General features: G+C 39.7%; 29 protein-coding genes. 16 read left to right on the top strand and 13 right to left on the bottom strand.

The window, feature by feature from the left end; genetic code table 11:
• Nucleotides 1–699: 699 nt before the first annotated feature.
• Complete coding sequence (gene trxA, locus ACE1CI_RS10925; RefSeq protein ID WP_413261090.1) at nt 700–1,023, bottom strand: thioredoxin; 324 nt, start codon at nt 1,021–1,023, stop codon at nt 700–702.
• A gap of 305 nt (nt 1,024–1,328) precedes the next feature.
• Nucleotides 1,329–2,492 carry a GuaB3 family IMP dehydrogenase-related protein gene (locus ACE1CI_RS10920; RefSeq protein WP_413261089.1) on the bottom strand — a complete coding sequence of 388 codons (1,164 nt, stop codon included), beginning with the start codon at nt 2,490–2,492 and terminating at the stop codon, nt 1,329–1,331.
• 326 nt (nt 2,493–2,818) lie between these two features.
• Between ACE1CI_RS10920 and ACE1CI_RS10915 the strand changes: the two genes are divergently transcribed.
• Nucleotides 2,819–3,169, top strand: a complete 351-nt coding sequence (locus tag ACE1CI_RS10915) for a rhodanese-like domain-containing protein (RefSeq protein ID WP_413261088.1) — start codon at nt 2,819–2,821, stop codon at nt 3,167–3,169.
• A 48-nt stretch (nt 3,170–3,217) separates the two neighbouring features.
• Here the strand turns inward: ACE1CI_RS10915 and ACE1CI_RS10910 are convergent, their stop codons facing one another.
• From ACE1CI_RS10910 to fraC, 4 genes are read right to left on the bottom strand one after another with little or no spacing between them, the layout of a single operon-like run.
• On the bottom strand, nt 3,218–3,703 hold the full coding sequence (locus ACE1CI_RS10910) for a C40 family peptidase (protein ID WP_413261087.1): 486 nt from the start codon (nt 3,701–3,703) through the stop codon (nt 3,218–3,220).
• A gap of 47 nt (nt 3,704–3,750) precedes the next feature.
• Nucleotides 3,751–4,566: an ABC transporter permease gene (locus ACE1CI_RS10905; RefSeq protein ID WP_413261086.1), complete on the bottom strand. Its 816-nt coding sequence runs from the start codon at nt 4,564–4,566 to the stop codon at nt 3,751–3,753.
• The gene (locus ACE1CI_RS10900; protein ID WP_496615398.1) at nt 4,563–5,615 is read right to left on the bottom strand and encodes a DUF5357 family protein; all 1,053 of its coding nucleotides are present in this window, start codon (nt 5,613–5,615) and stop codon (nt 4,563–4,565) included. The genes ACE1CI_RS10905 and ACE1CI_RS10900 overlap by 4 nt, the downstream gene beginning before the upstream one ends.
• Nucleotides 5,612–6,178, bottom strand: a complete 567-nt coding sequence (fraC, locus tag ACE1CI_RS10895) for a filament integrity protein FraC (RefSeq protein WP_413261084.1) — start codon at nt 6,176–6,178, stop codon at nt 5,612–5,614. The genes ACE1CI_RS10900 and fraC overlap by 4 nt, the downstream gene beginning before the upstream one ends.
• Nucleotides 6,179–6,282: 104 nt before the next feature.
• On the opposite strand from fraC, the gene ACE1CI_RS10890 reads away from it, so the two are divergent.
• The gene (locus ACE1CI_RS10890; RefSeq protein WP_413261083.1) at nt 6,283–7,416 is read left to right on the top strand and encodes a cob(I)yrinic acid a,c-diamide adenosyltransferase; all 1,134 of its coding nucleotides are present in this window, start codon (nt 6,283–6,285) and stop codon (nt 7,414–7,416) included.
• A 106-nt stretch (nt 7,417–7,522) separates the two neighbouring features.
• On the opposite strand, the gene ACE1CI_RS10885 is transcribed toward ACE1CI_RS10890, so the two are convergent.
• Nucleotides 7,523–8,347, bottom strand: coding sequence for a DUF4114 domain-containing protein (locus tag ACE1CI_RS10885; RefSeq protein WP_413261082.1), 825 nt, complete (start codon nt 8,345–8,347; stop codon nt 7,523–7,525).
• 376 nt (nt 8,348–8,723) lie between these two features.
• Between ACE1CI_RS10885 and ACE1CI_RS10880 the strand changes: the two genes are divergently transcribed.
• From ACE1CI_RS10880 to ACE1CI_RS10865, 4 genes are all read left to right on the top strand, one after another.
• The gene (locus ACE1CI_RS10880; RefSeq protein WP_413261081.1) at nt 8,724–9,632 is read left to right on the top strand and encodes an ATP adenylyltransferase family protein; all 909 of its coding nucleotides are present in this window, start codon (nt 8,724–8,726) and stop codon (nt 9,630–9,632) included.
• Between the two features lie 240 nt (nt 9,633–9,872).
• Nucleotides 9,873–10,148, top strand: coding sequence for a hypothetical protein (locus tag ACE1CI_RS10875; RefSeq protein WP_496615397.1), 276 nt, complete (start codon nt 9,873–9,875; stop codon nt 10,146–10,148).
• Between the two features lie 625 nt (nt 10,149–10,773).
• Nucleotides 10,774–11,256, top strand: a complete 483-nt coding sequence (locus ACE1CI_RS10870) for an Hsp20/alpha crystallin family protein (protein ID WP_413261079.1) — start codon at nt 10,774–10,776, stop codon at nt 11,254–11,256.
• A gap of 150 nt (nt 11,257–11,406) precedes the next feature.
• Nucleotides 11,407–12,726 (top strand): FAD-dependent monooxygenase, encoded by a 1,320-nt coding sequence (locus tag ACE1CI_RS10865; RefSeq protein ID WP_496615396.1) that lies wholly within the window; start codon nt 11,407–11,409, stop codon nt 12,724–12,726.
• Between the two features lie 194 nt (nt 12,727–12,920).
• On the opposite strand, the gene ACE1CI_RS10860 is transcribed toward ACE1CI_RS10865, so the two are convergent.
• Complete coding sequence (locus ACE1CI_RS10860) at nt 12,921–13,769, bottom strand: SDR family NAD(P)-dependent oxidoreductase (RefSeq protein ID WP_413261077.1); 849 nt, start codon at nt 13,767–13,769, stop codon at nt 12,921–12,923.
• 239 nt (nt 13,770–14,008) lie between these two features.
• On the opposite strand from ACE1CI_RS10860, the gene ccmP reads away from it, so the two are divergent.
• Nucleotides 14,009–14,647, top strand: coding sequence for a beta-carboxysome protein CcmP (gene ccmP, locus ACE1CI_RS10855; RefSeq protein ID WP_413261076.1), 639 nt, complete (start codon nt 14,009–14,011; stop codon nt 14,645–14,647).
• Between the two features lie 14 nt (nt 14,648–14,661).
• Entirely contained in the window at nt 14,662–15,468 is an 807-nt protein-coding gene (locus ACE1CI_RS10850; protein WP_413261075.1) for a pentapeptide repeat-containing protein, read from the top strand.
• Nucleotides 15,469–15,490: 22 nt separating this feature from the next.
• Here ACE1CI_RS10850 and ACE1CI_RS10845 read toward each other — a convergent pair whose 3' ends face one another.
• On the bottom strand, nt 15,491–16,165 hold the full coding sequence (locus ACE1CI_RS10845; protein ID WP_413261074.1) for an SH3 domain-containing protein: 675 nt from the start codon (nt 16,163–16,165) through the stop codon (nt 15,491–15,493).
• 90 nt (nt 16,166–16,255) lie between these two features.
• Between ACE1CI_RS10845 and ACE1CI_RS10840 the strand changes: the two genes are divergently transcribed.
• The 6 genes from ACE1CI_RS10840 to ACE1CI_RS10815 all read left to right on the top strand — a co-directional run bounded on the left by ACE1CI_RS10840 (nt 16,256) and on the right by ACE1CI_RS10815 (nt 21,916).
• Entirely contained in the window at nt 16,256–17,167 is a 912-nt protein-coding gene (locus ACE1CI_RS10840; RefSeq protein ID WP_413261073.1) for a cation diffusion facilitator family transporter, read from the top strand.
• A gap of 279 nt (nt 17,168–17,446) precedes the next feature.
• Nucleotides 17,447–18,355, top strand: a complete 909-nt coding sequence (locus ACE1CI_RS10835; RefSeq protein ID WP_413261072.1) for a hypothetical protein — start codon at nt 17,447–17,449, stop codon at nt 18,353–18,355.
• Between the two features lie 24 nt (nt 18,356–18,379).
• The gene (locus ACE1CI_RS10830) at nt 18,380–20,308 is read left to right on the top strand and encodes an Hsp70 family protein (RefSeq protein ID WP_413261071.1); all 1,929 of its coding nucleotides are present in this window, start codon (nt 18,380–18,382) and stop codon (nt 20,306–20,308) included.
• 709 nt (nt 20,309–21,017) lie between these two features.
• A complete protein-coding gene (locus ACE1CI_RS10825) occupies nt 21,018–21,206 on the top strand; it encodes a hypothetical protein (RefSeq protein WP_413261070.1) in 189 nt (62 codons plus the stop codon).
• Nucleotides 21,207–21,296: 90 nt separating this feature from the next.
• Nucleotides 21,297–21,539 carry a DUF4278 domain-containing protein gene (locus tag ACE1CI_RS10820; RefSeq protein ID WP_413261069.1) on the top strand — a complete coding sequence of 81 codons (243 nt, stop codon included), beginning with the start codon at nt 21,297–21,299 and terminating at the stop codon, nt 21,537–21,539.
• A gap of 161 nt (nt 21,540–21,700) precedes the next feature.
• Nucleotides 21,701–21,916: a hypothetical protein gene (locus tag ACE1CI_RS10815; RefSeq protein WP_413261068.1), complete on the top strand. Its 216-nt coding sequence runs from the start codon at nt 21,701–21,703 to the stop codon at nt 21,914–21,916.
• Nucleotides 21,917–22,352: 436 nt separating this feature from the next.
• Here the strand turns inward: ACE1CI_RS10815 and ACE1CI_RS10810 are convergent, their stop codons facing one another.
• Nucleotides 22,353–22,508, bottom strand: coding sequence for a hypothetical protein (locus tag ACE1CI_RS10810; protein WP_413261067.1), 156 nt, complete (start codon nt 22,506–22,508; stop codon nt 22,353–22,355).
• Between the two features lie 229 nt (nt 22,509–22,737).
• Here ACE1CI_RS10810 and ACE1CI_RS10805 point away from each other — a divergent pair, with 229 nt between their 5' ends.
• Nucleotides 22,738–22,965, top strand: a complete 228-nt coding sequence (locus tag ACE1CI_RS10805) for a hypothetical protein (protein ID WP_413261065.1) — start codon at nt 22,738–22,740, stop codon at nt 22,963–22,965.
• A gap of 137 nt (nt 22,966–23,102) precedes the next feature.
• Here ACE1CI_RS10805 and ACE1CI_RS10800 read toward each other — a convergent pair whose 3' ends face one another.
• The 3 genes from ACE1CI_RS10800 to ACE1CI_RS10790 form a co-directional block, all read right to left on the bottom strand.
• Complete coding sequence (locus ACE1CI_RS10800) at nt 23,103–23,855, bottom strand: hypothetical protein (RefSeq protein WP_413261064.1); 753 nt, start codon at nt 23,853–23,855, stop codon at nt 23,103–23,105.
• Between the two features lie 78 nt (nt 23,856–23,933).
• Nucleotides 23,934–24,323: an alr0857 family protein gene (locus ACE1CI_RS10795; RefSeq protein WP_413261063.1), complete on the bottom strand. Its 390-nt coding sequence runs from the start codon at nt 24,321–24,323 to the stop codon at nt 23,934–23,936.
• A gap of 19 nt (nt 24,324–24,342) precedes the next feature.
• The gene (locus ACE1CI_RS10790; protein WP_459563973.1) at nt 24,343–24,849 is read right to left on the bottom strand and encodes an HNH endonuclease; all 507 of its coding nucleotides are present in this window, start codon (nt 24,847–24,849) and stop codon (nt 24,343–24,345) included.
• 462 nt (nt 24,850–25,311) lie between these two features.
• Between ACE1CI_RS10790 and ACE1CI_RS10785 the strand changes: the two genes are divergently transcribed.
• Complete coding sequence (locus tag ACE1CI_RS10785) at nt 25,312–25,650, top strand: hypothetical protein (protein WP_413261062.1); 339 nt, start codon at nt 25,312–25,314, stop codon at nt 25,648–25,650.
• Nucleotides 25,651–25,777 lie beyond the last annotated feature (127 nt).

Below are 25,777 nucleotides of genomic sequence, written 5' to 3'. Positions count from 1 at the left end.
CTGGGCAGGGTTTCCCTTTCCTTTTGGGCAAGCCGATAACCTGCTTAGGCTTGTCAATATTGACGATGGTTCTGTAAGAAGTTCGTTTACTAACCATGACTAACTGTGCGTGACGGAGTTTATTGGGTCAGGTTCCGATATACCGCCTTACTTTCCCAGCTTTCCTAGTTTGATGCTCAGTCTCCCCAGGATGGGATATGCTCTCACCACTTGCATCTAGTGGGAGTGGAATTTCACCACTACGGTTACTAAGTTGTTAATGATTTGTTTGAGTCGTTACGATTGACTGAGAACCATTACCCTGCTTACACTTTCGGTCATTGACCTTCCATTTTGGCAGGAACGAATCGCACCGGGTATTATATTGTAGCGAGTTTCCTGTCCCGAATGTAGCTTTTGGTTACAGGAAATCTCCACAACTTTACCCCAGATCGGGTTATTACAGTATTATTTCCAATCAAATGCTAAAAGCGTCTTAAATCCTAGCGATCGAAGACGCTAAATTAAACTTGCGGGAAACAAAGCGGCTTTCCCAGTCTCCTAAGTCAACTATTTAGCTTAATGGGAGCTTCTCAGACCTAATTAGTCCAACACAGCAGAAATATGTAAACCATTCAAAATTTTTGAACAGCTTATTCTCTGGACTCTCACAAATTTGAAGTAAGAGAATTTTAAATTCCGCGTAGCGTTACTAGAGGTTTAGAGATGCTTTTCCAAAGTCTGGGCTAAAGTAGTCTTCGGAACTGCACCCACCACCATATCAACTTTCGCACCGCCTTTGAAGATCATTAGCGTCGGAATGCTACGAATCCCATATTTGCTAGCAACATTGGGATTCTCATCAGTATTGACCTTTACTACTTTTACTTGACCTGCGAACTGCTCGGCGATTTCATCTACCACGGGTGCGACCATACGGCAAGGCCCACACCAAGGAGCCCAAAAGTCAACTAAAACAGGAACATCACTCTCAACTACTTCTTCGTCAAAAGTAGAGTCTGTAACTTGTGCGGCTGCTGCCATGCCCTCAATTCCTTACCTAATATTGTCTTTATTTCTTTCGGCATTCTACCACACCGAAAAGCTATTGTTATCTTATCCACAGGTAGATCAACTCTGAGTGGCTCTTAAAATCAAAACAGAGATAGGAAAAAATTACTACCCTAAATAAGGAACCGCCCGAACATTAGTCCGGGCGGAGTGTGGTGTGAGGAGTGAACGGAAACATGCGTCTCCGCTTTCTCTATTGTAGGCTACAGAATCAGTTTTAGGGTAGGTTAGCAGGGCATACAGAAAAATTTCCTCACTTTAATTTTTCCTTTGTCAAACTACTTACCCATACCCAGTTGTTGAGCTTTTTGATATACCTTACCCTCAGTTAACAGAGAGGGAGCAATTACCACCTCGACTTGCTGCATTTCTTTGATGTTTTTGGCTCCTAAAGTACCCATACTGGTCTGTAAGGCTCCTAATAGGTTGTGAGTACCATCATCAAGTACAGCGGGTCCGCGAAGAATTTGTTTTAATGTACCTGTAGAGCCGACGCGAATCCGAGTGCCACGAGGTAAAACTGGGCTAGGAGTTGCCATACCCCAGTGATAACCACGTCCCGGCGCTTCTTTGGCTCTAGCGAAAGGAGAACCAATCATTACGCCATCTGCGCCGCAAGCAATACACTTACAAATATCACCGCCTGTTATTAAACCACCATCAGCAATCACTGCCACATAATTGCCAGTTTCTCGATAATAATCATCTCTAGCGGCAGCACAGTCAGCTACAGCAGTGGCTTGGGGTATACCAACACCCAAAACACCCCTAGAAGTACAGGCAGCACCGGGGCCAATTCCTACTAATATTGCAGCTGCGCCAGCTTTCATTAAATTTTGGGCAACTTCGTAAGTGACGCAGTTACCCAAAATTACTGGAATGGGCATTTCTTTGCAGAACTGCTCTAAGTTTAGTGGCGTTACTGACTCTGGGGATAGGTGAGCAGTTGAAACTACAGTAGCTTGAACAAAAAATAAGTCGGCTCCCGCTTTAGCAACTGTTGAACCAAATTTGCTGGCTCCGGCGGGGGTGGCGCTAACTGCGGCAATACCACCTTGTTGTTTAATTTCTTGGATGCGTCGCTCAATTAGCTCTGGTTTAATAGGTGTTGCATAAAGTTCCTGCATCAGGGGGACAAACTCTTCTTTACCCACTGATGCAATTCGATCTAAAATTGGTTCTGGATTTTCATAGCGCGTTTGGACTCCTTCTAGGTTAAGAACTCCCAAGGCTCCCAATTGTGATAATTCTACTGCCATGCGTACATCGACTACACCATCCATCGCACTGGCTATGATGGGAATTTCTCGCTCAATACCGCCTATGTGCCAGCGAGTGTCTGCCAAACTGGGGTCTAAAGTTCTAGGCCCTGGCACTAGTGCGATTTCATCAATACCGTATGCTCGGCGAGCAGCTTTACCTCGCCCAATTTGAATGTCCACGCTCGTACTTGTTCCCAAGATGTTATTTAAGCTAGGGTATCAAATTTTGGGACTCAAGGGGCTCTCGGAGCAGGGGGGCAGAGGGAGCAGAGGGGCAGAGGGGCAGAGGGAGCAGAGGGGGGCAGAGGGGCAGGGGGGCAGGAGAGATAATAAATATTTCGTCCTTTCCTCTTTTCCCTTCTTTCCTTCTGCCTTTCCCTATTCCCTGTTCCCTGTTCTACCTTCTGACATTAGTCTGAATACTAAAAAATAAGTGAAGAAAGATATAACGAATTCAATTATGGGGGATTATTTTGCCAAATATTGAGGTGAAAAAATTATGAGTGATGATGGCGGCGAAAGACCCGGTAAATATGGCAGGAATGATTGCGGCAAATGCGCTCAGAGGTGATGCACCTTTGGTACATTGGCAACAGTTAAATGAGTTGGATGGGGTGTTGTTAGATGTGCGTGAGGTGGGAGAGTTTGAGGCGGGTCATGTGGAGGGGGCAAAAAATATTCCTTTGTCGGTGTTGCGCGATCGCATGAGTGAAATTCCGCCAAATCAAACTATTTGGGTATACTGTCAGGTGGGACAACGTGCTTATTATGCTACTCGTGCTTTGCGGTTAAATGGTTTTGATGCACGTAATCTTAGTGGGGGATTTAAAACTTATCAGGCGGTGAAAAAGGATTAGGGTATGGGAAAAGCGATCGTCTAAAAAAGAGCGGTCGCTAATTTTTCGTTATTTAGTATCAACTCCCCTAGATTTCCAAAATTCAATGCGTTCTCGGTTTGCTTGTTCTATTTTTGCTTGTCTGAGATTTTCATTCAAAACATTGGCAATTTGCTGACCCATAAAAGTATGATAATTGCTACCAACACTTTGCACAGGTTGCAAGCGACTAACAATTTCTGCGCCTAAACACTTCCACCAAGTATTTTGTTGAGAGGAAAGATTGATTCCATGAAGAACATAGTTAGCAAAATGCTCGCAATTATTGATGGCGATACTGTATTTGGCAACAGCAATAAAATTTTCTATGCGCTCAACTTCTTGTGCTGTTACTCTCACATTTCCGCGTAATTCTAAACCAGTTGGTCTCCAACCAACTGAATTTTCCAAATTAGTATCTTCAGCTAGATAGTAATGATCTGCCAGTCCAAAAACTTCGGAAATTCGCACTTTAAAGGCTTTTAAAACACTGAATTCTACAATCTCAAATGCCATAAGCTGTTTAGCTCCGATGATGATAATTGATGCTATAAGCTGGTCTATTAAAATTGTCGTCGGGAGAAGATTATGGTGGCGATCGCTAACAGCAATACAATATAAACTATTCCATAAATAAAGTTGAGGAATAAAGTTTGGTTATCAGGTAGTAAATTTAACCCATAAACTGCTTGATTTTTTAAATCTAACCGGGACAAATCAGGTAATATTAAATATATTCCTTGGGTCACTATTTCCAGGGTTGGGTTTTTCGCTAATCTGCCTAATTTAACGATATCTGGGCTGAGATGTCCCATTAAATAAACTGCAAAAGTCAATAAAGTAGCTATTAAAGAACTAGTAAATACTCCCAGAAGAATGGCTACAGCAGTAATTAAACTTAATTCTAACCACAGGAAAAAAACTGCACTCAGAATGCTTAAGAATGAAAAGCTGACTTGATTAAACAACAGCACTAGTAAATAAATAGCTGACATGGCAATCAACAACACAGCTAATATTGCTGATAAACCAATATGTTTTCCGACAATAAATTCTGCTGGACTAACGGGTTTAGCTATTAATACTAAAACTGTGCGCTTTTCAATTTCTTTATTTACTAAACCAGTGCCAATAAAAATGGCTACAATTAACCCAATAATTCCCATAGCTGCTAAACCAATATCTAAGAGAATTTTGTCTTGTGTGCCCGCAGCAACTTGGGGTAAAAATCCGGCGCTTCCGACTAATAAAATGGCAAATAAGCCAACTAAATAGAGTACGCGATCGCGAATTACTTCCCGGAATACATGAGAAGCTATTACCACAATTCTGCCCAGCATACTATCAAATTTGGTTGGTTGATTATCGTCGATGTTCATAATTTTGGGGATTTTTTTTGCTGATTTTTTTCAATAATTTCTTTACTCACAGATTGACATTGTACATGAGCAATTTTTACAGGTTTGGCGATAATTCTTACCTGTGGTATCGTTGCTACCTGAGCATTATTCTTTCTCCTGACTCGCCTCAAGTTATTGTTAACTGGGGTAGGTTGTCGAGTCACTGGGTTAACTTGACAAACCTTGGTTAGCAAATAACCATGAGGATTGGAACTTGGCCCAAGCCATTCTGCTATCATCGACAAATTATATCCTGTTTTTTGAGCAGCAACTTTGGTGCGAAATTTCCACAAGTCCTTTTCTTTGACTCCAGAAATTCTTTGCTTGGTTTGGGGGAGCAGTTTTTTTAGTTGATTTGTATCCTTTAACCAGTTTTCTGCTACCACCCAAAGTTTACCATCTAATTTGGTTTTTAGTTGTTGTTCCATTGCATTTAAAACTCTCTCCCCTCCAGTAGTAGGACGAGAAAAAGGTTGAAATTTTACAACAAAATCACTTTGGCTTAAATCATCAGCTAAAAGACTCGGATATTGTAATACCCAATCTTGAATGATTAAACTAAAATTTATCCAACAACTAATAACCAAGTGAATCAAAAGCCAAATTAATAGTTTAAAACCTTGCTCATTTTTTAATTTTATTAGTTTCCATTCTGCTGCAATAAATTCAGGCCAAGCTGCAAAAGTTGCTGATAATGCAGGCCAAATCATCCAAATTAGCCTCGCTAATTTTGGCTGCAAACTCGCCATAAATAAACAAATTACTTCTACTAAAATCCAAGTACTAAGAGAAAATCCTTGAACAATCAAAGGGTTTTCAACTGTGAACCAAGCATAGCCACAAAGTATTACTAGACATCCCAAAAATGAAAAGATATTATGTAATCTTAAGTTGCCAGTTAACCCGCCCAACAAAAATGCCACGATCCAGAAAAGAATACTAAGGCGAATTACTGTTTCCCAACTAAAAGTTCGAGGGATTTTTATTAGATTAACTAGAGCTAATAGGTTTGGGATTAATTTATTCATTTTATCATCAATTTCAAGGAGGTTATTAATATACTGCTGCTAAAGTTAGCCCAAAATATAGCTTTAAATTTAATTTTGTTTAACTTGATTTCTCGGTATTTTTGGTAACGATTCTTTTTGGTTTCGGTTAGTTTGGCTTCGGGGCTACTTATTAAGTGTTTAATTTCTTCAGTTGGTTCGGCAAAGAAGTTTAATAAAAAATCTAAGCCAATGAGTTCTACAGTTAAATCAAGTAATATAATAAAACTCCTAATAGCGAAGAAGTAAAGAAGATTTTGCAAGTCAGATAAGATATTAGGAGAAACAAAGCGATCGAAAAATATATAACGAATTAATTGTGTTTCTAAAAATCTGCGCGTAATTGCTTCAATGACGAAAAAGCATAACCAGCCGACAAATGTTGATAACAGATTCAAGGTTGCCGAATATTCTGTGGCGGTTTTGCGGCTAATATTTAGTAGTCTTTGTAAAACCACACTCTCTATAGCAATTGAGGTGAGCAGTAGTAAGGTTTGAAACACAACTGCTCGTAAAGGCAACACTAACCATAAATCTTCTACCATTATGATGATACTGAAAATAATAATTGTCGATCGGACAGCCGATGACTCACGACTATTAACGATATATTAAATATCTGCGACAACAGCGACGAGAATCAACCAAAATGACGAGAGTAGGAATAGGTATTCGTACAGCGCAGATGCGTGCGGAACGAATTACAGGTCAAATCCACGTTTACGACGGTGCGGGAAAAGGCAAGTCTAGAGCAGCTTTAGGGGTAGTTCTGCGTTCAATTGGTTTAGGAATTAACTCAGGCGCACAAAATCGGGTGTTGCTGCTGCGGTTTCTCAAAGGGCCGGGACGACAGTATGATGAAGACGGAGCTATTGCGGCTTTACAGCAAGGTTTTCCCCATTTGATTGACCAAGTTCGGACAGGAAGAGCGGAATATTTTGTTAAAGAGGAGATTACGCGCTTTGACAGAATGGAGGCGCAAAGGGGATGGGATGTGGCTAAAGGCGCGATCGCATCTGGTTTATATTCTGTCATTGTTTTGGATGAACTGAATCCAGTGCTAGATTTAGGTTTACTCACAGTAGATGAAGTAATCCATACATTAAAGAATAAACCACAGGAAGTGGAAATCATCGCCACTGGGAGAGCGGCACCCCAAGCATTACTAGATATTGCTGATTTACATTCGGAAATGAAACCTCACGATCACCCAATGTCTCAGGAAAAAGGGATTGAGGGAATTGAAATTTATACAGGTGCGGGTAAAGGAAAATCTACCAGTGCATTAGGTAAAGCTTTACAAGCTATCGGTAGAGGAATTAGTCAAGATAAATCTCACCGTGTATTAATTATGCAGTGGCTTAAAGGTGGCAGCGGTTATACTGAAGATGCTGCGATCGCGGCTTTACAACAAAGTTATCCTTCGTTGGTAGATCATCATCGTTGTGGTGGAGATGCGATCGTCTGGCGCGGACAACAACGGGAAATAGATTATGTAGAAGCAGAAAGAGGGTGGGAAATTGCGCGAAGTGCGATCGCATCTGGACTCTACAAAACTGTCATTCTCGACGAACTTAATCCCACTGTTGACTTGGAATTATTACCCCAAGAACCCATAGTTCAAGCATTACTTAGAAAACCCCGTGATACAGAAATTATTATCACAGGTCGCTGCCTAAATCCCCCCGCCTATTTCGATCTTGCCAGCGTTCACTCCGAAATGATTTGTCACAAACATTATGCAGATAGAGGCGTAGAACTCAAGCGAGGAGTAGATTTTTAAGACAAGGCGACAAGGGGACAAGGCGACAAGGGGACAAGAAGATCGCTCAAAACTTAAAAAAACAAAACTTTCCCAACCCCTAACCCCTAACCCCCAGTCCCCATTCTTAACTTTCCAACTTTTTCCTTTGTCCTTTGAGCATCCACGCACTACCCAAGCCAAATGCTAACAAACTGGTAGCTGTACCAGGTTCGGGAATAGCAGTAGAAACGGGTTTGATTGACTCAACAAGAACTACCAAATCTTGAAAATCGCTATCAGACTTACCTGGAATACTTCGCAGTAAATCTTCAAAAGCAATGATGAATTCATTATCTGTGAACACTCCAGGTTGTCTACCTGGAATTTGCAGTTGAGTTTGATTGTTTCCTTGGTAAATTACTGCTTGTTGAGAAGCATTTGGATTGCGACTATTTTGAGTGTAAAAAGTTTCTTGTTCAGTTTCTATATAAAACCCAAAAACATTACCAAAACCCGTATATGTTGTAATGCTAGGAGATGGCGCATTTCCAGGCGGAAAACCAATAGTAGAAATAGTTACATCGCCATTGCCTAAAAAGGTTACATTTGCACCATCTGAAACATCATTGCTTCCACCAAATAATTGGGCTTTGACACCGCTTTGATTGTAAATACCAAACTTGTTGATAGAAGCATTGCCAGCTACTTCAAACATGAAAGTGGCAACAGAACCGCTACTGGCAGTGTTCGTAAACAGATCGAAACCTGTTTGAGCGTTTACAGTATCAATTTTGGGACCACCTACTGTAATAGCGTCCAAAAGTTCTTGTAAGGACTTTTCCTCAGAAGACGGGCCAAAAGAAACCGCTTGTGCTACTTCGCCAGAACCGAATACTGTCCCCAAGGCTAGTAGTCCTACTGTAGTAGATGTGAAAAACCTGTTCATAAATTCCTCTGCTTGTTTAAGCATAGTTATTCGTTAAAAACTGGGAACCTCTACTAAAATTTCGGCAGAGTAAGTTCCGCGCACACTATAAGAGATTCAAAACACAACCGTTTTGTTTCGGATTTTTTTTTCCCTGATTTTACTGAATTGTTACCTGTTGCACATAATCTAGAGTCAGCTTGCTTCAGTGTATATACGTAGTTTTAGCACAGTCTCCCAGGTTTGGCGTTAGGCCATCCGTGTAATTGACTGCTTTCTTCGGGGTGCAACTTTACTATTTATTCAAAAAACTCTACTATTCTAAAGCAGATTTATGAAGATTAGGTGAAGGGATAAAGATAAGTTTTGTCAATTAAGGTAATTTATAATACAGGAATATACCGAAGTAAAATTGTTAACGATGATGGAAGCAAAACCAATGCAGGAGTCTAGTTTTTTGTGGAGACGCTTGGTTGAACAGACTGAATATGCTCTCAAGTGCGGTGCATTGCAAAGTATTCCTACTCATTATGAGTTTGTGGAACAGGGGGGAGTTCGCTTTTTGGTGCGAATTTTAGCTAATTTGGTACGGAAAGATGCGGCTAAATCTTCTGCAAAAACTGATAAAGACTTTAATCCTTTCTTACCTTATGAGAAGGATTTATTTGTGGCGGATATTTCCGATACTCATGTATGTTTGCTGAATAAGTTTAATGTGGTAGAGCATCATTTACTAATAGTTACTCGCGCTTTTGCTGAACAGGAAAGCTGGTTAGATTTTACAGATTTTCAGGCTATGTGGTTAGCTTTGGCAGAAATTGACGGTTTGGCTTTTTATAATTCTGGGGCAATAGCGGGAGCTAGTCAACGACATAAGCATTTGCAGTTAGTTCCTTTGCCTTTGGTTGATGATGGAGAGGAGATTCCGATCGCACCTCTACTAAAAACTGCTAAATTCGAGGATGGCATCGGAAAAATCCCTAATTTACCCTTTGTTCATGCTATAGCTAAATTTGATCCCAGTTGGATAAATTCTCCCGATGCAGCGGCGGAAATAACTTTAAAATGCTATTTTAATTTACAGAAAGCGGTGGGTTTGTTAAATGATGTGGAAGAAATTGGCGATCGCCCGAACGGTGCTTACAATTTATTAGCAACTAGAGAATGGATGATGATCGTACCGCGAAGGCAAGAATTTTTTCAAGGCATTTCCGTTAATTCTTTAGGTTTTGCAGGCGCTTTATTAGTTAGAAATCAAGAACAAAAACAATTACTTATAGAAACTGGCCCTTTAAACATTTTGGCAGCAGTTGCTCAACCTTGGAGTTAGGGAGTAGGTTTTGAGTTTTGGATGTTGAATTTATCTCTCCCCTGGTTGGGTGTTAGGGGTTGGGGGATAGGGGTTAAGGAAATTGTCTTCTTCCCTAACACCTATCCCCTAACACCTAACCCCTTCTTCTTTCCCCTGCTCCCTTTGGTGATGTTAGTTACGGAATTTATTCGGATAGGTTGCAATATTTAATTTGTCAAACACTTATTCTCGGTTGCAACTTTAAAAGATAGGTGTGCCATGCTAAAAGGTAAAATGTACTGCTTTCGAGCCCAATGGAAAAGTTCCAAAAACTTCGATCAACAAAAGCTTCCCCATTGGTTGTGTTTAGATGCGGATTGGCAAGGGTTTAAAATTTCCACAATTCCAGAGGTAGCAGATGTTGCAGAAATTTTGGGAATTTTGCAAATCAATGATAGTGCCGATCGATGGATCTCTCACTTAGAAAGCTTGGGTTTAAAAGGTGTTACCCAAGTTTGCTGTGAGGAAATGTTCGAGGACAAAGGATACACTTAATTTTGTCTTGTGTGCTGTCTAAGCGATCGCACTCAAATGCTATTACTCAAGGTTTTTTATGTGGAAATTTCCCATTAATGCTGAGTAATTGTTTGGTAAGTTTTATACTTTACCACTCATTTGTTGTTCGCTCCATACTACGTAGGCGATCGCTAAAGTCATTGGTCCGAAAATCATTAAAAGGGTCAGCATGATTCACTCAACTTATATATAGTTTTCTTGTTGAAGTGGCTTAGGATAAGTCTACCTTTACCAAGCCTTTTCTATCTGTGTGCTAGCAAACATTTGCCTGAATTTTCCGGCGTATTTCCGGTCAGAGCGTAGATAAAAAAAAGGGTTCTGAGCAGAGTCGAACTGCTTTCGGCAAATTGTCGAAACCGTTACAGACCTAGTAACTATTATCTGTTTTTTGAATAATTTAGCTAGTGAGGAAGACCCAACTAAATTAGGTAGGGTTCTTACACCATTGGTTTCTCAACATAGTAACTTGGGAAAAATGTGGAGACTTCGACTATTATTTTACGGTTCTCACCATAAACAATTATTCTTAGCTGAGACATCATAAAAATGTAAATCAAAACGCTAAACAAACAAGCAACAGCTAAGGAAACAAGGAGACGCAGTTATGGCTATTATTAGATGGAGTCCTTTCAGTGAAGTAGAAACTCTCCGCCGTCAATTAGATAAAATGTTTGACGATTTGGCTGGATCTACTCCTACAGAAAACACCATTTGGAAGCCAGCAGTTGAATTACAAGATAACGGCGATAACTTAACATTAAAAGCTGAAATTCCCGGAGTAGAAGCTAAAGATTTGGACATCAGCGTTTTGCGCGATGCAGTTGTGATTCGTGGTGAACATCGCTACGAAAACAAAACCGAAAACAAAGGTTTCTTCCGTTCTGAATTCCGCTATGGCAAATTTGAAAGAGTAGTTGGTTTGCCTGTAGCTGTGCAAAATGACAAGGTTGAAGCTAATTTCAACAACGGTATTCTCACCCTGACTTTGCCAAAGGTAGAAGAAGCGAAAAACCGTGTATTCAAAGTGAATTTAGCTGGCAACGAAGATACAACCAACACAGAAACAAATACTACTGAAACCAAGTAATAGGTTGTTTCTGTTTGGTGAATCATTAGCTGAATAAGTAATAAATATCACCTCTGTAATCGAGCTTGTTTGGTTACAGAGGTGATATTTTGTTTGTCAAGGGAACTGATTAAGTTAAAGTAGAATAGATGATTTTTTAGGGTAGGGAAAATGGTTAAGAAAGTTGCGATCGTCGGTGCAGGACCAAGCGGACTGTTGATGGCACATTATCTACTAGTTCGAGGCGATAAATACCAAATAGACATCTATGAACGGCGTAGCGATCCCAGATTAATTTCCTTTTCTAAAACCAGAACTTTTCCCATTTCCCTCAGCACCAGAGGCATGGCAGCTTTACAAAGGATTCCGGGATTAGTGGAAGCTGTGAAAGCGATTAGTGTAGAAATGAAAGGAGCAATTTCTCATCAAAAAAACGGGAAAACGCGAGTTACAACTAGAGAGAAAACTTTGACTACGCTCGATCGCACCAACTTAGTCATTGCCATCTTAGAAAAGTTAACCGAAAAAGCTGATAATCACCAAGTTAACATTCACTTTAACTGCCAATGTACCCTGGTAGACTTTACCAATAAAACAGTCAGCTTTCACAAAACAGCAGAACAGACAAATCCAGAAGAATCAGAAGATTTCACAGTTAATTATGACCTATTAATTGCTGCTGATGGAGCGCGTTCAGTCATCAGAAATCATTTCCTGAACACAGAACTTTTTGAACTCCAACAGAAATACATTCCCAACGATTACAAATCTGTTTATATTTCCCGTAGTAACGAATTAGAAACTCAACTAAAACCAGGTTACATTCACACTTGGAGAAGGGAAGACGGAACAACCATGCTCATGCTGCATCAACTAGATGGAACAATGAGTGGAGTTGTCTATTTTCCGCGTCAAAAAAATCAATTCACTAGTCTTTCTACCCCTGAAGAAGTATTACAATTTTTCCGCCAAAACTTTTCCGAAATTGGTCAACTAATGACAGAAACAGAAGCAGAAGCTTTCCTAGCTAGACCAGTATCATCAGTATTAACAATTCGCTGTAATCGCTATCATCAAGGCGATAGTGTATTATTAATTGGAGATGCTGCACACGCCGTTTCACCTTCTATGGGACAAGGTTGTAATGCTGCACTTGAAGATGTAGCAATTTTTGACAAAATTTTAGATGAATGCTCTGATAATTTAGCACAAGCAGTACAACAATTTACAGTGCGTCGTCAAGCTGATGCTTACGCCTTAGTCGAACTTAGCGACAATGCTTTCCCCACATCGAAAGGGTTATTTATCCAGTTTTTATTACGAGAGAGTGTTGCCAAAAGTCTACATAAATTATTTCCTCAACGCTTTCCACCTTCGTTGTTTCAAATGATATCGGAAACTGCTATTCCCTATTCGGAAATTTTGCAATTAAATCAAGATTGGGTAACAAAAGTGAAACGAGCAAACGAGAAGTTTTTCGCTAACTTGTAAATGCTTTATTAAACTGAAATCTTACATTAGTTCCGACATCCGCCTGGAAATCAATTTCCAGGCTCATAGCTAAAGTCCTCTATCATAGGACTAAATAAAAAGGCTTTCAGTCCATTTTAATGGACTTGAGCTATTAGCCTGCGAATTGATAAGGCAGGCGGGCGCAAACCACAAGTGCAAGATCTCAATTAAAGCTATTCAATTTTAAAAGCTGGTGGTTGATTACCATCAATATCAGCGAAACCGTAATCCCATGCTAAATTTCCCACAGCTAAAACTTGACCTGATTTTGACATTATATCGGGGTCAGATGCTAAAGCAACGATCGCACGTCCAATATATTCAGGAGATTCGGAATTACTCAAATCAAAAGGTTGTAAATTATAAGCTGCCATCACTCTTTCAGTCCGCATAAAACCGGGTGCAAGTGCGACAGCAGCAATGTTGTATTTCTGCAATTCTCGCGCCATTCCAAACGCCATACGATTGACAGCATTTTTGGCTAAATCGTAATACAAATTACCCAAATATTTATCTCGATCCCAAGCAGTAGTACAAACAATTAAACCTTGATTTTGTGGTAACATTAATGGGATGGCAAAGCGAGTGGTTAGTAAATGCGATCGCACACCTGCATTAAACATCGTTTGCCAACGTTGCAAAGAATGTTCCCAAAAAGGCGCATCAAAAGCAACACCATCCTCGAAGTTAGTACCATAATAATTTTCATAGCCACCCCAAGCATTATTAACTAATAAATCGAGGTGTCCTTGTTCGGTTTTAACTTTAGTAAATAAAGCCTCTACTTCCGCATCTATTGTATGGTCACAGCGCACAGGAATACCCACACCACCGCGAAGAGTTACGGACTCTGCTGTTTCGTCAATTGTTCCAGGTAAATTATCAGTTGTGGCTTGGTTTTTGGTACTGCGTCCGGTAACATAAACTGTTGCGCCTGCTGCTCCGAGTGCTAAAGCAATACCACGACCCCCACCGCGACTAGCTCCCGTGACTACAGCTACTTTACCTTTTAATGTTGACATAGGTAATGGTTTACTTGCGATCGCTCTTTTTCCTCTCCCTATTTTATTTAAACAAATTTCTAAGTACGTTGTTGCGCTTCAGCGCTGAAGCGCAACAACGTACCTTTTTATTCCTGCTTGAAAATTTCCCCAAATCCGATTAATCAATTAGATTTTCTGGCAAACTTAGATCTGGTTAAGTTTTTTCCTGGTTGGTAAAGCCATAAATCTGTTGATTATTTGGGGGTAAAAAGAAAACTTTGGGTATAGAACTACGCAGTTACGTATATTTAGATCGATTGCAACCTCAGCACGCCGCTTACATTGGAACAGTAGCGCTGGGATTTTTACCATTACCAGGAGACGCATCACTCTGGATTGAAATTTCACCCGGAATTGAAATTAATCGTATTACTGATGTTGCCTTAAAATCCGCTTCAGTACGTCCGGGAGTACAAGTAGTAGAACGGCTTTATGGACTTTTAGAAATTCATTCTAGCAAACAAGGGGAAACCAAAGCAGCGGGAAGAGCAATTTTAGACACTTTAGGAGTACGACGCGAAGAATGTATTAAACCGCGAGTAGTTTCCAGTCAAATTATCCGCAACATAGACGCGCACCAAACCCAATTAATTAACCGCACTCGACGGGGACAATTACTATTAGCAGGACAAACCCTTTATGTATTAGAAGTTGAACCCGCAGCTTATGCAGCATTAGCAGCAAACGAAGCGGAAAAAGCCGCCGCAATTAACATTTTAGAAATTAACGCAGTTGGCAGTTTTGGACGCTTATATTTAGGTGGAGCAGAACAGGACATTTTAGCCGCTGCTGATGGAGCATTAACAGCAATTGATAACGTTTTGGGTCGAGAAAATCCCATTGCGCGGAAAGAATAAAGGAGAATTTAAGCATGGCAAATATAGAACATCTAAATTTAGTTAAAACTAACAAACTTAAATGGATCGAGTGGCGAAAAAACCACCCCAAAATCGAACCAGATCTTAGCGAAGCTTTCCTATCTGGATTGAATTTATTAGATGCTGATTTACAAGCAGTTAATTTAAATAAAGCAGACCTAAGTAATAGTTTACTGCCAGCAGTTAATCTTAGCAACGCTAATTTGAGCAGTGCTAATCTTCACTCAGCTTTACTAGTTAAAGCAAATTTGAGTAATGCCAATCTCAGTTTAGCCAATCTCAGTGCAGCCAACCTCAAAGAAGCAGAATTAATTGATGCTATTTTAATCGGTGCTAACCTGAGTAAAGCTAATCTCAAAAGCGCTGATTTAAGTAACGCTAATTTAATCGGATCAGATTTAAGCGAAGCAAATTTAAAAGCAGCAGATTTAAGTGGCGCAAAACTAACGAGAGCCAATCTCAGAGATGCAAATTTAAGAACTGCTAATTTAATTAGTGTTGACTTCAGTAAAGCCAATCTTTATGAAGCAGAATTAATGGATGCTTACCTCTACAATGCCGATTTTCAGGAAGCAAATTTAAGCCAAGCTCACTTAATTGGTGCTTACCTTTTTCGCGCCAATATGAGCTTTTGTGAACTGAACAATGTTGATTTAAGGTGGACTAATTTGAGCAAAGTTAACCTTACAGGAGCTAATTTGCGAGGTGCAAATTTACGAGGCGCGAACCTTGAAAAAGCAATCCTCAATGGTGCTAATCTTCAAGGTGCAATTATGCCAGATGGTTCAGTTCATCAATGATTTAAAATCACAAATGAAGTTGTTAATTTTTTTGAATTATTAGATGGGTTGGTTTGTAAGTGCGAATAAAATTAGTGACAATTTCTCGTTCTTTAATTGTTGGTGTTGCTAAACATCCAGCGGTTCCAGTTTGAGAATTGTTTTTGAATGTTGAAGGATCGTAATGAACTCCAAAACCACCTCTTTTGGTTGGAAAAGTAGGAGTAACTGGCGACCAAACTCCGCCGAATTCTCCGGGTGCAGCTTCTACAGCACCAGGGCGATCGAACCTATAAACACCAAAAGGTATGGGAGTTTGCGAACCAGGTTTTTCAGAAGGAGTTTGTTTTCCAACTCTCCCAGAAACAGTTCTTACTCTGTCAATAATTTTACCTGTAGCATCAATCAGTTCAGTGCGGTAAACTTTCAAACCTCCCACAATTATTTCATCAGTTTGAGTAGCAACAATTTTTGCCCCTTTAATCGAATTAGAGTCTGGGTTACTATCATCATCGTCTTTAAGGATTCGGGAAATAAATTCGGAAGCTACCCAGCGATTAGTACCAATTGCTACCCAATTTCTTCCCTCCGCTGCTACGGGTTCACCACTAACTTCTACCTCTGTTCCATTGATGAGGCTGCCAATAATTTGTCCGTTAGGAGTAGAACGAACATTTAAAGGATCTCCTTCCGTTCTCACAACCGCTTTGTAGCTCATGGTAAATTCTCCTCTACAATTCCAATAATTAATGAAATTTTCCGCAAATTTAGGTAAACTTTCAAGTGCAAGCCGTTATGAGCAGTTGCTATGAGCAACAAATCTGCCCGTTTCTACACCTTAATCTCGATCGCAGCCGCTTTAATTACCATTGCTTTAAAAGCTGGCGCATATTTCCTCACAGGTTCAGTAGGATTATTATCGGATGCTGCGGAATCATGTGTTAATTTGGTGGCTGCTTTAGTGGCATTTTGGGCAGTAAGTTATGCTGCTAAACCACCGGATGAAAAACACGCTTATGGGCATTTTAAAGCCGAATATTTTTCCAGCGGTGTCGAAGGTGCGTTAATTTTAGTTGCTGCTATTAGCATTGCTTTTGCCGCATGGAATCGTCTTTTTAATCCTCAAGAATTAGAACAAATAGGCTTAGGATTAGTGCTGTCATTAATAGCATCTGTTATTAATGGAATAGTTGCTGTTGTATTGTTACGTGCCGGAAAACGTCTGCGTTCAATTACTCTCAAAGCTGATGCTCATCACTTATTAACTGATGTTTGGACTTCTGTGGGTGTAGTAATAGCTTTAATTACTGTACCTTTAACAGGTTGGTTAATCCTCGATCCGTTAATTGCTTTGGCAGTAGCTATTAATATTGTTTGGGCAGGAGTGAGGCTTTTACGTGAAACAGGAGCCGGACTTTTAGATACTGGATTGCCTAAAGAAGAACAGCAAATTATTAAGAATATCCTAACTACTTACGATAGTCAAAACATTCAGTTTCATGCTTTGCGAACTAGAGTTGCTGGGGCGCGTCGGTTTGTTTCTTTCCATGTTTTAGTTCCGGGAGAATGGACTGTAAAGCGAGGTCATGCTTTGTGTGAGGAAATTGAGTTGACTATCATTAAGGCGCTTCCGGGAACTTATGTGTTTACCCATTTAGAACCTGTGGAAGATCCTACTTCTTGGAATGACCAAAATTTAGACCGGACTGTAAGTAATTAGGGGAATTAACTAGTGTGGTTTTCCGAACAAAAGTTAATAGTTTTAGGCGTGAATTTACTCATTGTTGGTTGGGTAAGTTATCAGCCTAAAATAGGACAGAGGAGAATTTTTTAAACCGCAGAGGCGCAGAGAACGCAGAGAGAAGAAATGGAGATTGATTAAGCGTTAAAAAATTATTTAATTTAAATTTTATATAATATTTGATAACTGAGTGGAAAAATAAGGTATTTATATTACAAAGATTCTTTAGTTATAGAACACTGAAATTTGGGTGTTAAAATGCAAACATTATTTACGCTTTTTAGTAAAGAACGTGGCGAACTGGAAACGGAGATTGATAAAGCAACCAGCATGAAGCAGGTAGTTCAGCTGGTACAAACTAAAATTGATAATTTGGAAAAAAGTTACATTGGCGAACTGAGTGTTTCTCAGGTACGCTTGGTGAAGTTTTTTCTGGATACGCTGCGTCAGTCTATTGGTACTCTCTCCACTGCTGATGAGGCGACTCTGATTCAGCAAAATATTGAGCAGATTGTTAACCGCACCAAGAAATCCTCACCCAATAAACTATTACTAAAAGTGCTGCAAATACCCATCGGTGTCGGTATTTTCACTTCTTTATTTTCGTTGATTGATGATACCCCAGGTGTATGGATGCCAATTCTGCTGGTAACGGTGCTTGCCGGATTGGAAGTAGCATTACAACTGGATAAAAGTGGTAAGCAAGATAATGTTGAGTTAAGTCAATCTTTGGCAGCTTTACAACCAAGTATTCAGGTAGATAGTAAGTTTTTCTTGGATAATTTGGCGGATATTTTGAGTACGATCGATCGCGCAGTCGCCCAAGTTTCCGTAACGAATCAACCCTCTGGTACTGGTGGTATCCAAGAAATGCCAGAAATGTTAGATTTCTTGCAGAAACTTTGGGGTGCATCATTTTTAGGTAATCCTTATATGGCGTTAGAAATTAGTAAAATGGTGCCACAAATTTTGATGGATCAGGGAATTTATGTGCAGAATTATCGACTTAACGATCCGCAAAGTCCGCGAGAGTATTTTGACTTTGAACCAAGTATCGATCGCAATTCCAAAGAATACGTCACCTTAACACCCGCTTTGTTGAAAGGCGATCGATTACTCCGCAGAGGTAGAGTCATTGAACCAATGAACAAAGCAGCAGAAAACTAAATTTTACGGTAGGTTTTAACTGAAATGAATACACAAGTGATAGAAACAATTGGATTTGATTTAGGACATGGCGAAACAGCCTTAGCTAAGGCTAAAGTAGACAGCATCGAAACTCCAGATATGCTGGAAGTTAACAACAAAAAAATTCAAATTACCGCCATCGGCTGGCATCCAGAATTAGGCGTATTAGTGGGAGATCAAGCCTTAATTCAAGCTGGTGTCGATCGCTTACAAATTGGCTTTAAAGAAAAACCCAACAACTCGCCTAACTATCGCAAAACCATGCGGAGTTTTGTCGAAGCATACTACAATTTGTTGAAAGAAAGCAAACAAATTGAAGGCGGAGAACATAGCCAATTTTACATCGGTTGTCCTTCAGGTTGGTCGCCAACTGAACGCCAAGAATACCAAAGTTTACTCAAAGAATCCGGGATTCCCTTAATATCCGTTGTTCCTGAATCTCGTGCAGCTTTCATGCAAGCGAAAGAAGGCGGAAAGTTAGGATTTAATGAACTAAAATCAACAGTTTTAATCGTTGATATTGGTTCTTCAACTACCGACTTTACCCTGGTTAAAAGCTTGTATGAAATGCCCTTAGATTTCGGACAAAATACTTTAGGCGCATCTTTAATTGACAGAGCAATTTTAGCTCGAACTTTGGCGGAACATGAGGAAGGACAATTTCTAAAAGAAGTATTTGAAGAATATCCTCATCACAAATATCGCTGTGAAATTCAATGTCGGAAAGTCAAAGAAGATTACTTTTCCAACGAACAGTTATATGCTAGTTCTGGCGCATTTGCCAGAGGTTTTGAATTCATCACTCCCCAAATTCACTTTATCCCCCAAGTGAATAAAGAGATTATGGAGGAAATAATCAACCAACCTTTGCCAGAATTGCATAATAAAAGTTGGGCGCAAGCTTTTCGAGAAGCAGTAATAGAAGCGAAACAAGAGTTAGCAAATCAGGGGATTGTTCCGAAAGTTGTGTTAATGACTGGTGGCGCATCGCGGATGAAATTTACTCGTGATATTTGCGCGGAAATATTCCCCGAACCTGACACAAATGTTCGCCCAGATCCTGAACCAGAAAGATGTATTGCGCTGGGTTTATCTCGTGTGGGAAGATGGGATTTACGCGCCTCTGGATTTAAAGAAGAACTCAACAAATTATGTGAGTCACCAACACTTAAAGAGTTGATTTCTAAACATATTCCTGATTTAATTACTTTGTTAAATCAACCTTTGGCTGATGCGTTAATTGAAAATGCAGTTAAACCCGGTTTAAAAGATTGGCAAAGTAACAAAATTCGCACTTTAGCAGATTTGCAAGTGGAAATTGAAAAACGGGCGGAACAATGGTTAAAAAGCGATCGCGCCCAGCAAATCATCAATGCTCAATGTGTCACTTGGTTTAATCGCAAAATTCAACCCGACTTAGCCACAGAAACTGATCCCATTTGTCAAAGATATCAAATCTCTAAAAGCAGCTTGCGCTTTGAAGAAGGAATCGATCCAGCGATAGTTAATCCAAACCTGAACTTGGGAGACGATATCTTAGCAGTTGTCGTCAGCTTTATCATCAACTTAATTATTGCTGGAGGTACGATCGGCAGTCTGCTAACCTTAATACTAACCGGACACTTTATTTTACCCATTTTGTTAGTTTACGGTGCAGCAGTTTTAGGCGAAGGAGTGCGGTTAAATCGGGAAAGATTGGAAGAAATTCTCAGAACAAAACTAGATATTCCTGGTTGGATTCGTTTCTTTGCCGTTGGTGAGAAAAAGATTGACCAAATGTGTAAGGAAATGAAACCCGATTTATCGGAAAACTTGCGAAAGAAAATGTTGGAAAATCAAGGTGCTTTTGATGATTTGATTAACAAAGTTGTGCAACAGTTGAAAAAAGCTTTGTATGCCAAAGCAGAGGAAGCAGTGATTTTGATTCAATAGTTTTTCAAAATGAAAGTAGAGACGTTGTATACAACGTCTCTACATTAGGGCTTGCTTCAAAAAGGTAAAAGGTAAGATATGCAAAGGTTTTACCCATTTTTTGCCGACAATAAATGCAAGGTTATCACAATCTTTTAGTGCAAAAACCTTGCCTTTTTGGGGGAAATTGTAGGGACACGGCATTCAAAAGATAACGCAGGAGTTGCAAATATTAATGATGCCGTGTCCCTACCCTCACCAACAGACTTTTTCCGCAAGCCCTACATTAATTTTTGGGGGATTTTTTGTTCCGCTTCGCCTTCTAGATTTACTTCTTATACTTACTATCTTTTTCGTGTCCTTACTATTTCTTTCGTTTCCTTTCGTGTTCTTAGTTTTCTCTGTACTTTACTCACCAATAATTAAGAGCCGCTTTATTAATCGCACTCCCAAAATTAGTGCAATTAATTTATTATTCAACAAATTTTAGTTCGTCAATGCTCTTAATCACTGTTTATGGAATCTTAAAAATCGCTTTTTGGTCAAATTGCAGGCTAAAGCCTTATACCGTATAAATTTTTTACAAAGGAAAGTTACCAGAGTTCAAAGTTATTTTTAAAAATTTCCCTAAATTTGCTCACTAAGCCTTTTCGTTCGGGAAGGAAAGAGCAATTATTGAAAATATAAGAAACAGAGAAAAATTGTACAAAAAGCCAAGGATAAGTAAATTATGCAACTAATTTATCGCGGTCATATCTACAACTACACTCCCGCTGCTCCCAAACCTTATGTTAAACCTCGCGCCTTAAATTGGCGCTATCAAGTAGCAGGAGAAACTTATCAAGCCAAAGCAGAAACTACTGAATATGTAAAACCTCGCGCTCTTAACTGGCGCTATCAAATGTCTCTATCAATGTAGTGCAGTACAGCAGTAATAACGTCACTTTCCTTTGCTCGATCGACTCAATAAATCATTCAAAAACAACCAATACTTTTTGGAGAAACCACTATGCAACTGGTTTATCGCGGTATTAGCTATACTCCTACTTCTTCATCAAGACAAAATCAAAATGATACTCAGCTTTGCTATCGTGGTGCTAAATATTTACCCATAATTTCATCACCCCGAAATAATCTACAACTTTCTTATCGCGGTGCTAAATATTTCCCCGGATGTTCTTCAGAGAGCGGACAAGTCACCAGCCAAAAACTCACCTATCGCGGTACTACCTACTATCGTGGAGATGTTTGAGCCTTTTAAAACTAAAAATTAATACATACTGGAGTTGAGACGATCGCACTTAAAATTCGATCGTCTCAACTCCTGTTTTCAATGAGGTTGTTTTTGGGGGGAGAGCGATCGAACTTTTTCTAGATTAAACTGAGAATAACAACATCAAAGGAGATCGTCCAATGCCCCCCGTAAATTATATAGAAATCCTCAAATTAGCAAGACAGCTTTCACCAGAAGAACAACTACAATTAGCAAACGACTTACTTTCAGTAGCACGTCATCGAGTAATGGCTAAACCAACACGCAACATTATGGAATTGGAAGGGTTAGGAAAAGAAGTTTGGAATGGCATTGATGCACAAGAATACGTTAATCAGGAACGCGATTCATGGTAATGGTTAATCTAATTACAAGGACTAGTCATGGAATTGGATACTGCACCATTAATTTACTTTATTTAACAAAATTCTTTATATTTGCAGCTTTTTGCCCAAAATACGCCTATAGTTTCACATTAGTATCGAGTCAGAGTTGCTGAAAAATTTATTTACAAGCAGCAACGATTTAGCAAAATGACAAGTAAAATCCGAACTATACGTGCTGAGTTTGAGGCAGCACGTTCTAATGGGTACGTTTACGGTCAAATAATTCGCCAAGATGTCTTTCCTGTCTATGTTGAGCTAGGAAGTGAAAGAGAATACATTCCGTCACCGAATGATGATCCAATGACGGAGTATCGGTTTTTCACGAATTGTACGATCTATGCGGCTGAAACAGAAGACCAGCTTGATAGAGGACAGTATATAGCGATCATGCCAGGTGTCAGCGTAGTTATTTACTGCTAGTAGGGACAGTAGCATCAGTTCGGCGCTTACCCATCTCTTTTTGCTGGATTTGAACTTGGTCGCGGTTTTTGTCTAGGTAGTCCTTTAAGTCTTCTAACGCTACCTGGACAGTTTCTCCGTTTTTGAGATAAACAGTAAACATTTTTTGTTCTCGTATTGGATTAGCTCAATTTTATTTTAGATATTTTCCAGGTTCAATAGCAAATGTCAAAGCCGCCTGAATTACCTCCCGATATTTATTGCATAAGTCAGAAAACTCAGAAATTTTTGTATAAAATTCACAAAAATAACTTTTATTATCTATGGCGTGCGCTCCTTTTGCCATATCAAGATTGATAGGATTACGTTGTTAAAATTTTGAGGCAAAAAAGATGTATATATTGCATCAACTTAACCTTCAGCATCTATTCAGCACAGACATAATTTATTGGTTTATTGTCTTGGCAATCTTCTTAAATTGGGTGACTGAATTAACTGCTAACATCTTAAAACAAATCAATCGTATCCGTAAAGAAGTTGATAAACTGACCAAAGTTAACGATAAAACTAGAGCAAGTATAGGAACGGAAGAAGATGAGAATAAACAAAACCATAACTAAATAATAGGGACGAGGGAACATATTATTTATCTGTTCCCTCGTTCTTGTATTGTGACGCGAGAAACGATGGTTAAAACAATAACTTTATTCTCTTTATAGACGAAATTTTTGTCATAGCAATCAGATATTTAAATTTTCTAACTTTCTTGAAAGGAGATCATTAAATAAGAGATTGCTTCAAACAACCAGTATCTAATCATATAAATCTGAAGAACTTCCATATTAACTGTATTGGTTTCTAAAAAGTCAGCATTAGCTAAGGATAAATGTCTTAATTCTTCGGGCAATCTTTCACTAAGTAATTTGAGTTTGTCTTGATGCTTTTTGGCCAGTACCCCTTTGTTATGAACAACTGCGTGTCTGATTTCTCTCATTTCTTCATATCGATCAAACAGCATATCTAATGTGTTTTTTGGATATCTTTCAGGAGATTTCAAACCTAACTCATCAGTAAAAAAACAACGAAGTTGACTTTTTCTATAATTTTGTTTTTCTGTCCAAGCTGACAGAACACGCTTAGTAACTTTCTCAACTGTTAATGATATATCATATACAGGTAAAAGTGTTCCATATATATCCTCAAGACAAGCATCAAAAAGTGCTATTGCTCTGACTAGATAGTTTAAGCTTAATACTTTTAATAACGGCTCACTGTATTCCTGTATTAATTCGGGCGGCTCAAAAATCAAATCAAATTCTATCCGATATTGATAATCTTGTGGAATATTACAAGTTGTACTCAAAAAAGGTAAATTATGAATATTCTCATATCTTTTTCTAGCAATATCACAAGCATTTAATAATAGAGCAGTATCGGTATATAGCTCTATAGCTTCTTTAAATGCGCGTGCTAATCTATCTACAGCCGTTTTCTTGATCTCTTCATCCATTAACTTAAGTCCAATAGCAGGTTAGTTTTATATGATTAGGTAGTGGAGGACACACAGTAGTGCATCCCCCAAGAATTATTATTCACTCACGCAGGAAGCGACAATTTGCGCTTGCTGCCACAATTTAAACAAAAAGAATTCAGTTCGATCGCTCATCGTGACGACAAAAACTCCTTCATCGCTCTCAGAAGTTGCCGAAACCCAGCTGCCGCGCAAACTAATTTCGACATAATCGACATCGCAAGCACTTACAGAGACAATTTCAGAATCTTCGCGTCTTGCCTCAATTTCCAGACGTTCAATCCCTGGCAAATCGGCAGGTAGCAAGAACGAAGCTGTGCTCGGTTCAACGCAAATATGCCAACCAGCGCGGAGGGACAGAATCACCCGTGCCGTGACCCAATCTTCTAGAGATTGTGCCAGACGCTCTAAATTAAAGCCATTTTCGGTGTAAGTGAGTTTCAGCATTATCGGGTTTCTCCCGCTTTTATTCCAGATTTTCTTGCTGTTCGCGCCAGAACTGTTCGGCAAAAGAGACTGCTGGGTGCATAGGCGCTTTCGGTTGACTTCGCAATAGCATTCCCGCTTGTAAAGGAGTACGATCGCCCTTTCGAGAATTACACCTTTCGCAGGCAGTAACTACGTTATCCCAGCTGTGTTTTCCGCCCTTCGATCGGGGAATCACATGATCCAGCGTCAGATTCTTCGTGCTACCGCAGTATTGGCAGCTATGATGATCTCGCCGTAAAACCTCACGCCGATTCACCGGAGGCACTTTCCACAATCGTTCATTACTGGTGACAGTCAGACGAATCTGCTGTGGAACATGAAACACTTGGGAAGGCGATCGAATCTGCACAGTCTTACCCTTAATCAGATCCAAAGGTTCCGCCTTACCAGTCACCAGCAAAACAACTGCGCGTTTAATATTGACTCGACTCATCGGCAAGTAGTTCTGGGAAAAAACTACCACCGACTTTCCTAACACATCCATTGGATTACGTATCTGCGATTGCGAAGCTATCGTCACGATTCAACTCCTTATTTAAAAACCCCCGCCTCTTTTTAGTTAGAAGCGGGGGTCAGAAGGTTTTTTGGTTCTTCTTGTTTATGCAGGTACAGTTATTCTGTGCCTGTACCTCCCGCTTCGTCTCGGTAAATTTGCTTTTAGACTAAATTGATGTCTGGCGAAATTAATAAAATCACCATCTTTTGAGCGATCTCGTTCTCCAAAAATATAGATTCCCCGCAACAGATAATCCACCCCTATACCAATTCCAACACACCACGAGGCTTGGTTGCCACCGTCGAAGCGTGGGAAAGAAGGCATTTGAGTGGATAGAGACTGTTGGTAAATCACTGGAGTAGTTTTTGAAAGCTGTATCTTAGAAATCTTACTTTTTAAATACTACACTTGTATTATAGATTTGTCCACCCTTTTTTGGAGAAAAGTTATATGCAAGCCTTAACTCGCACCTCTACCACCGAAATGGATGTTACCAGCATTCGCTTGGAGAGAGAATTAAAAGACAGACTGAAAGACCTGGCTGGCAATCAGGGATATCAGGCATTAATCCGGGAAATCCTCTGGAACTACGTCCAACAAAAATCAGGTTCATACAAACCGCAATTTTCCAAGTTGGATATCAGGGCCAGTATACCCGCCACAGCGCAAAAAGAAGAACGTTGCGTACTTACAGGACAGTTTATACAACCCCAAGAACCCATGTTATTAGGACTCACGCGCCAAGGCGAATTGGTGCCACTCAGCGTCGAAAGTTTGGCAGCAGGTTAAACACCCATCCCACCGGGGAATCAAATCCCCGGTTTACAAAAATAATTAAATTAATATAAATAGCTAGTTATGACCCTATACATTTTGATCCCCCATTATCCCCCTTACCAAGGGGGACTTTGAAAGG

The sequence above is a fragment of the Floridaenema flaviceps BLCC-F50 genome (genome assembly GCF_041929275.2).
GTDB classification, from domain to species: Bacteria; Cyanobacteriota; Cyanobacteriia; order Cyanobacteriales; family Aerosakkonemataceae; genus Floridanema; species Floridanema flaviceps.
This window is presented reverse-complemented; position numbering and strand designations above follow the sequence as displayed.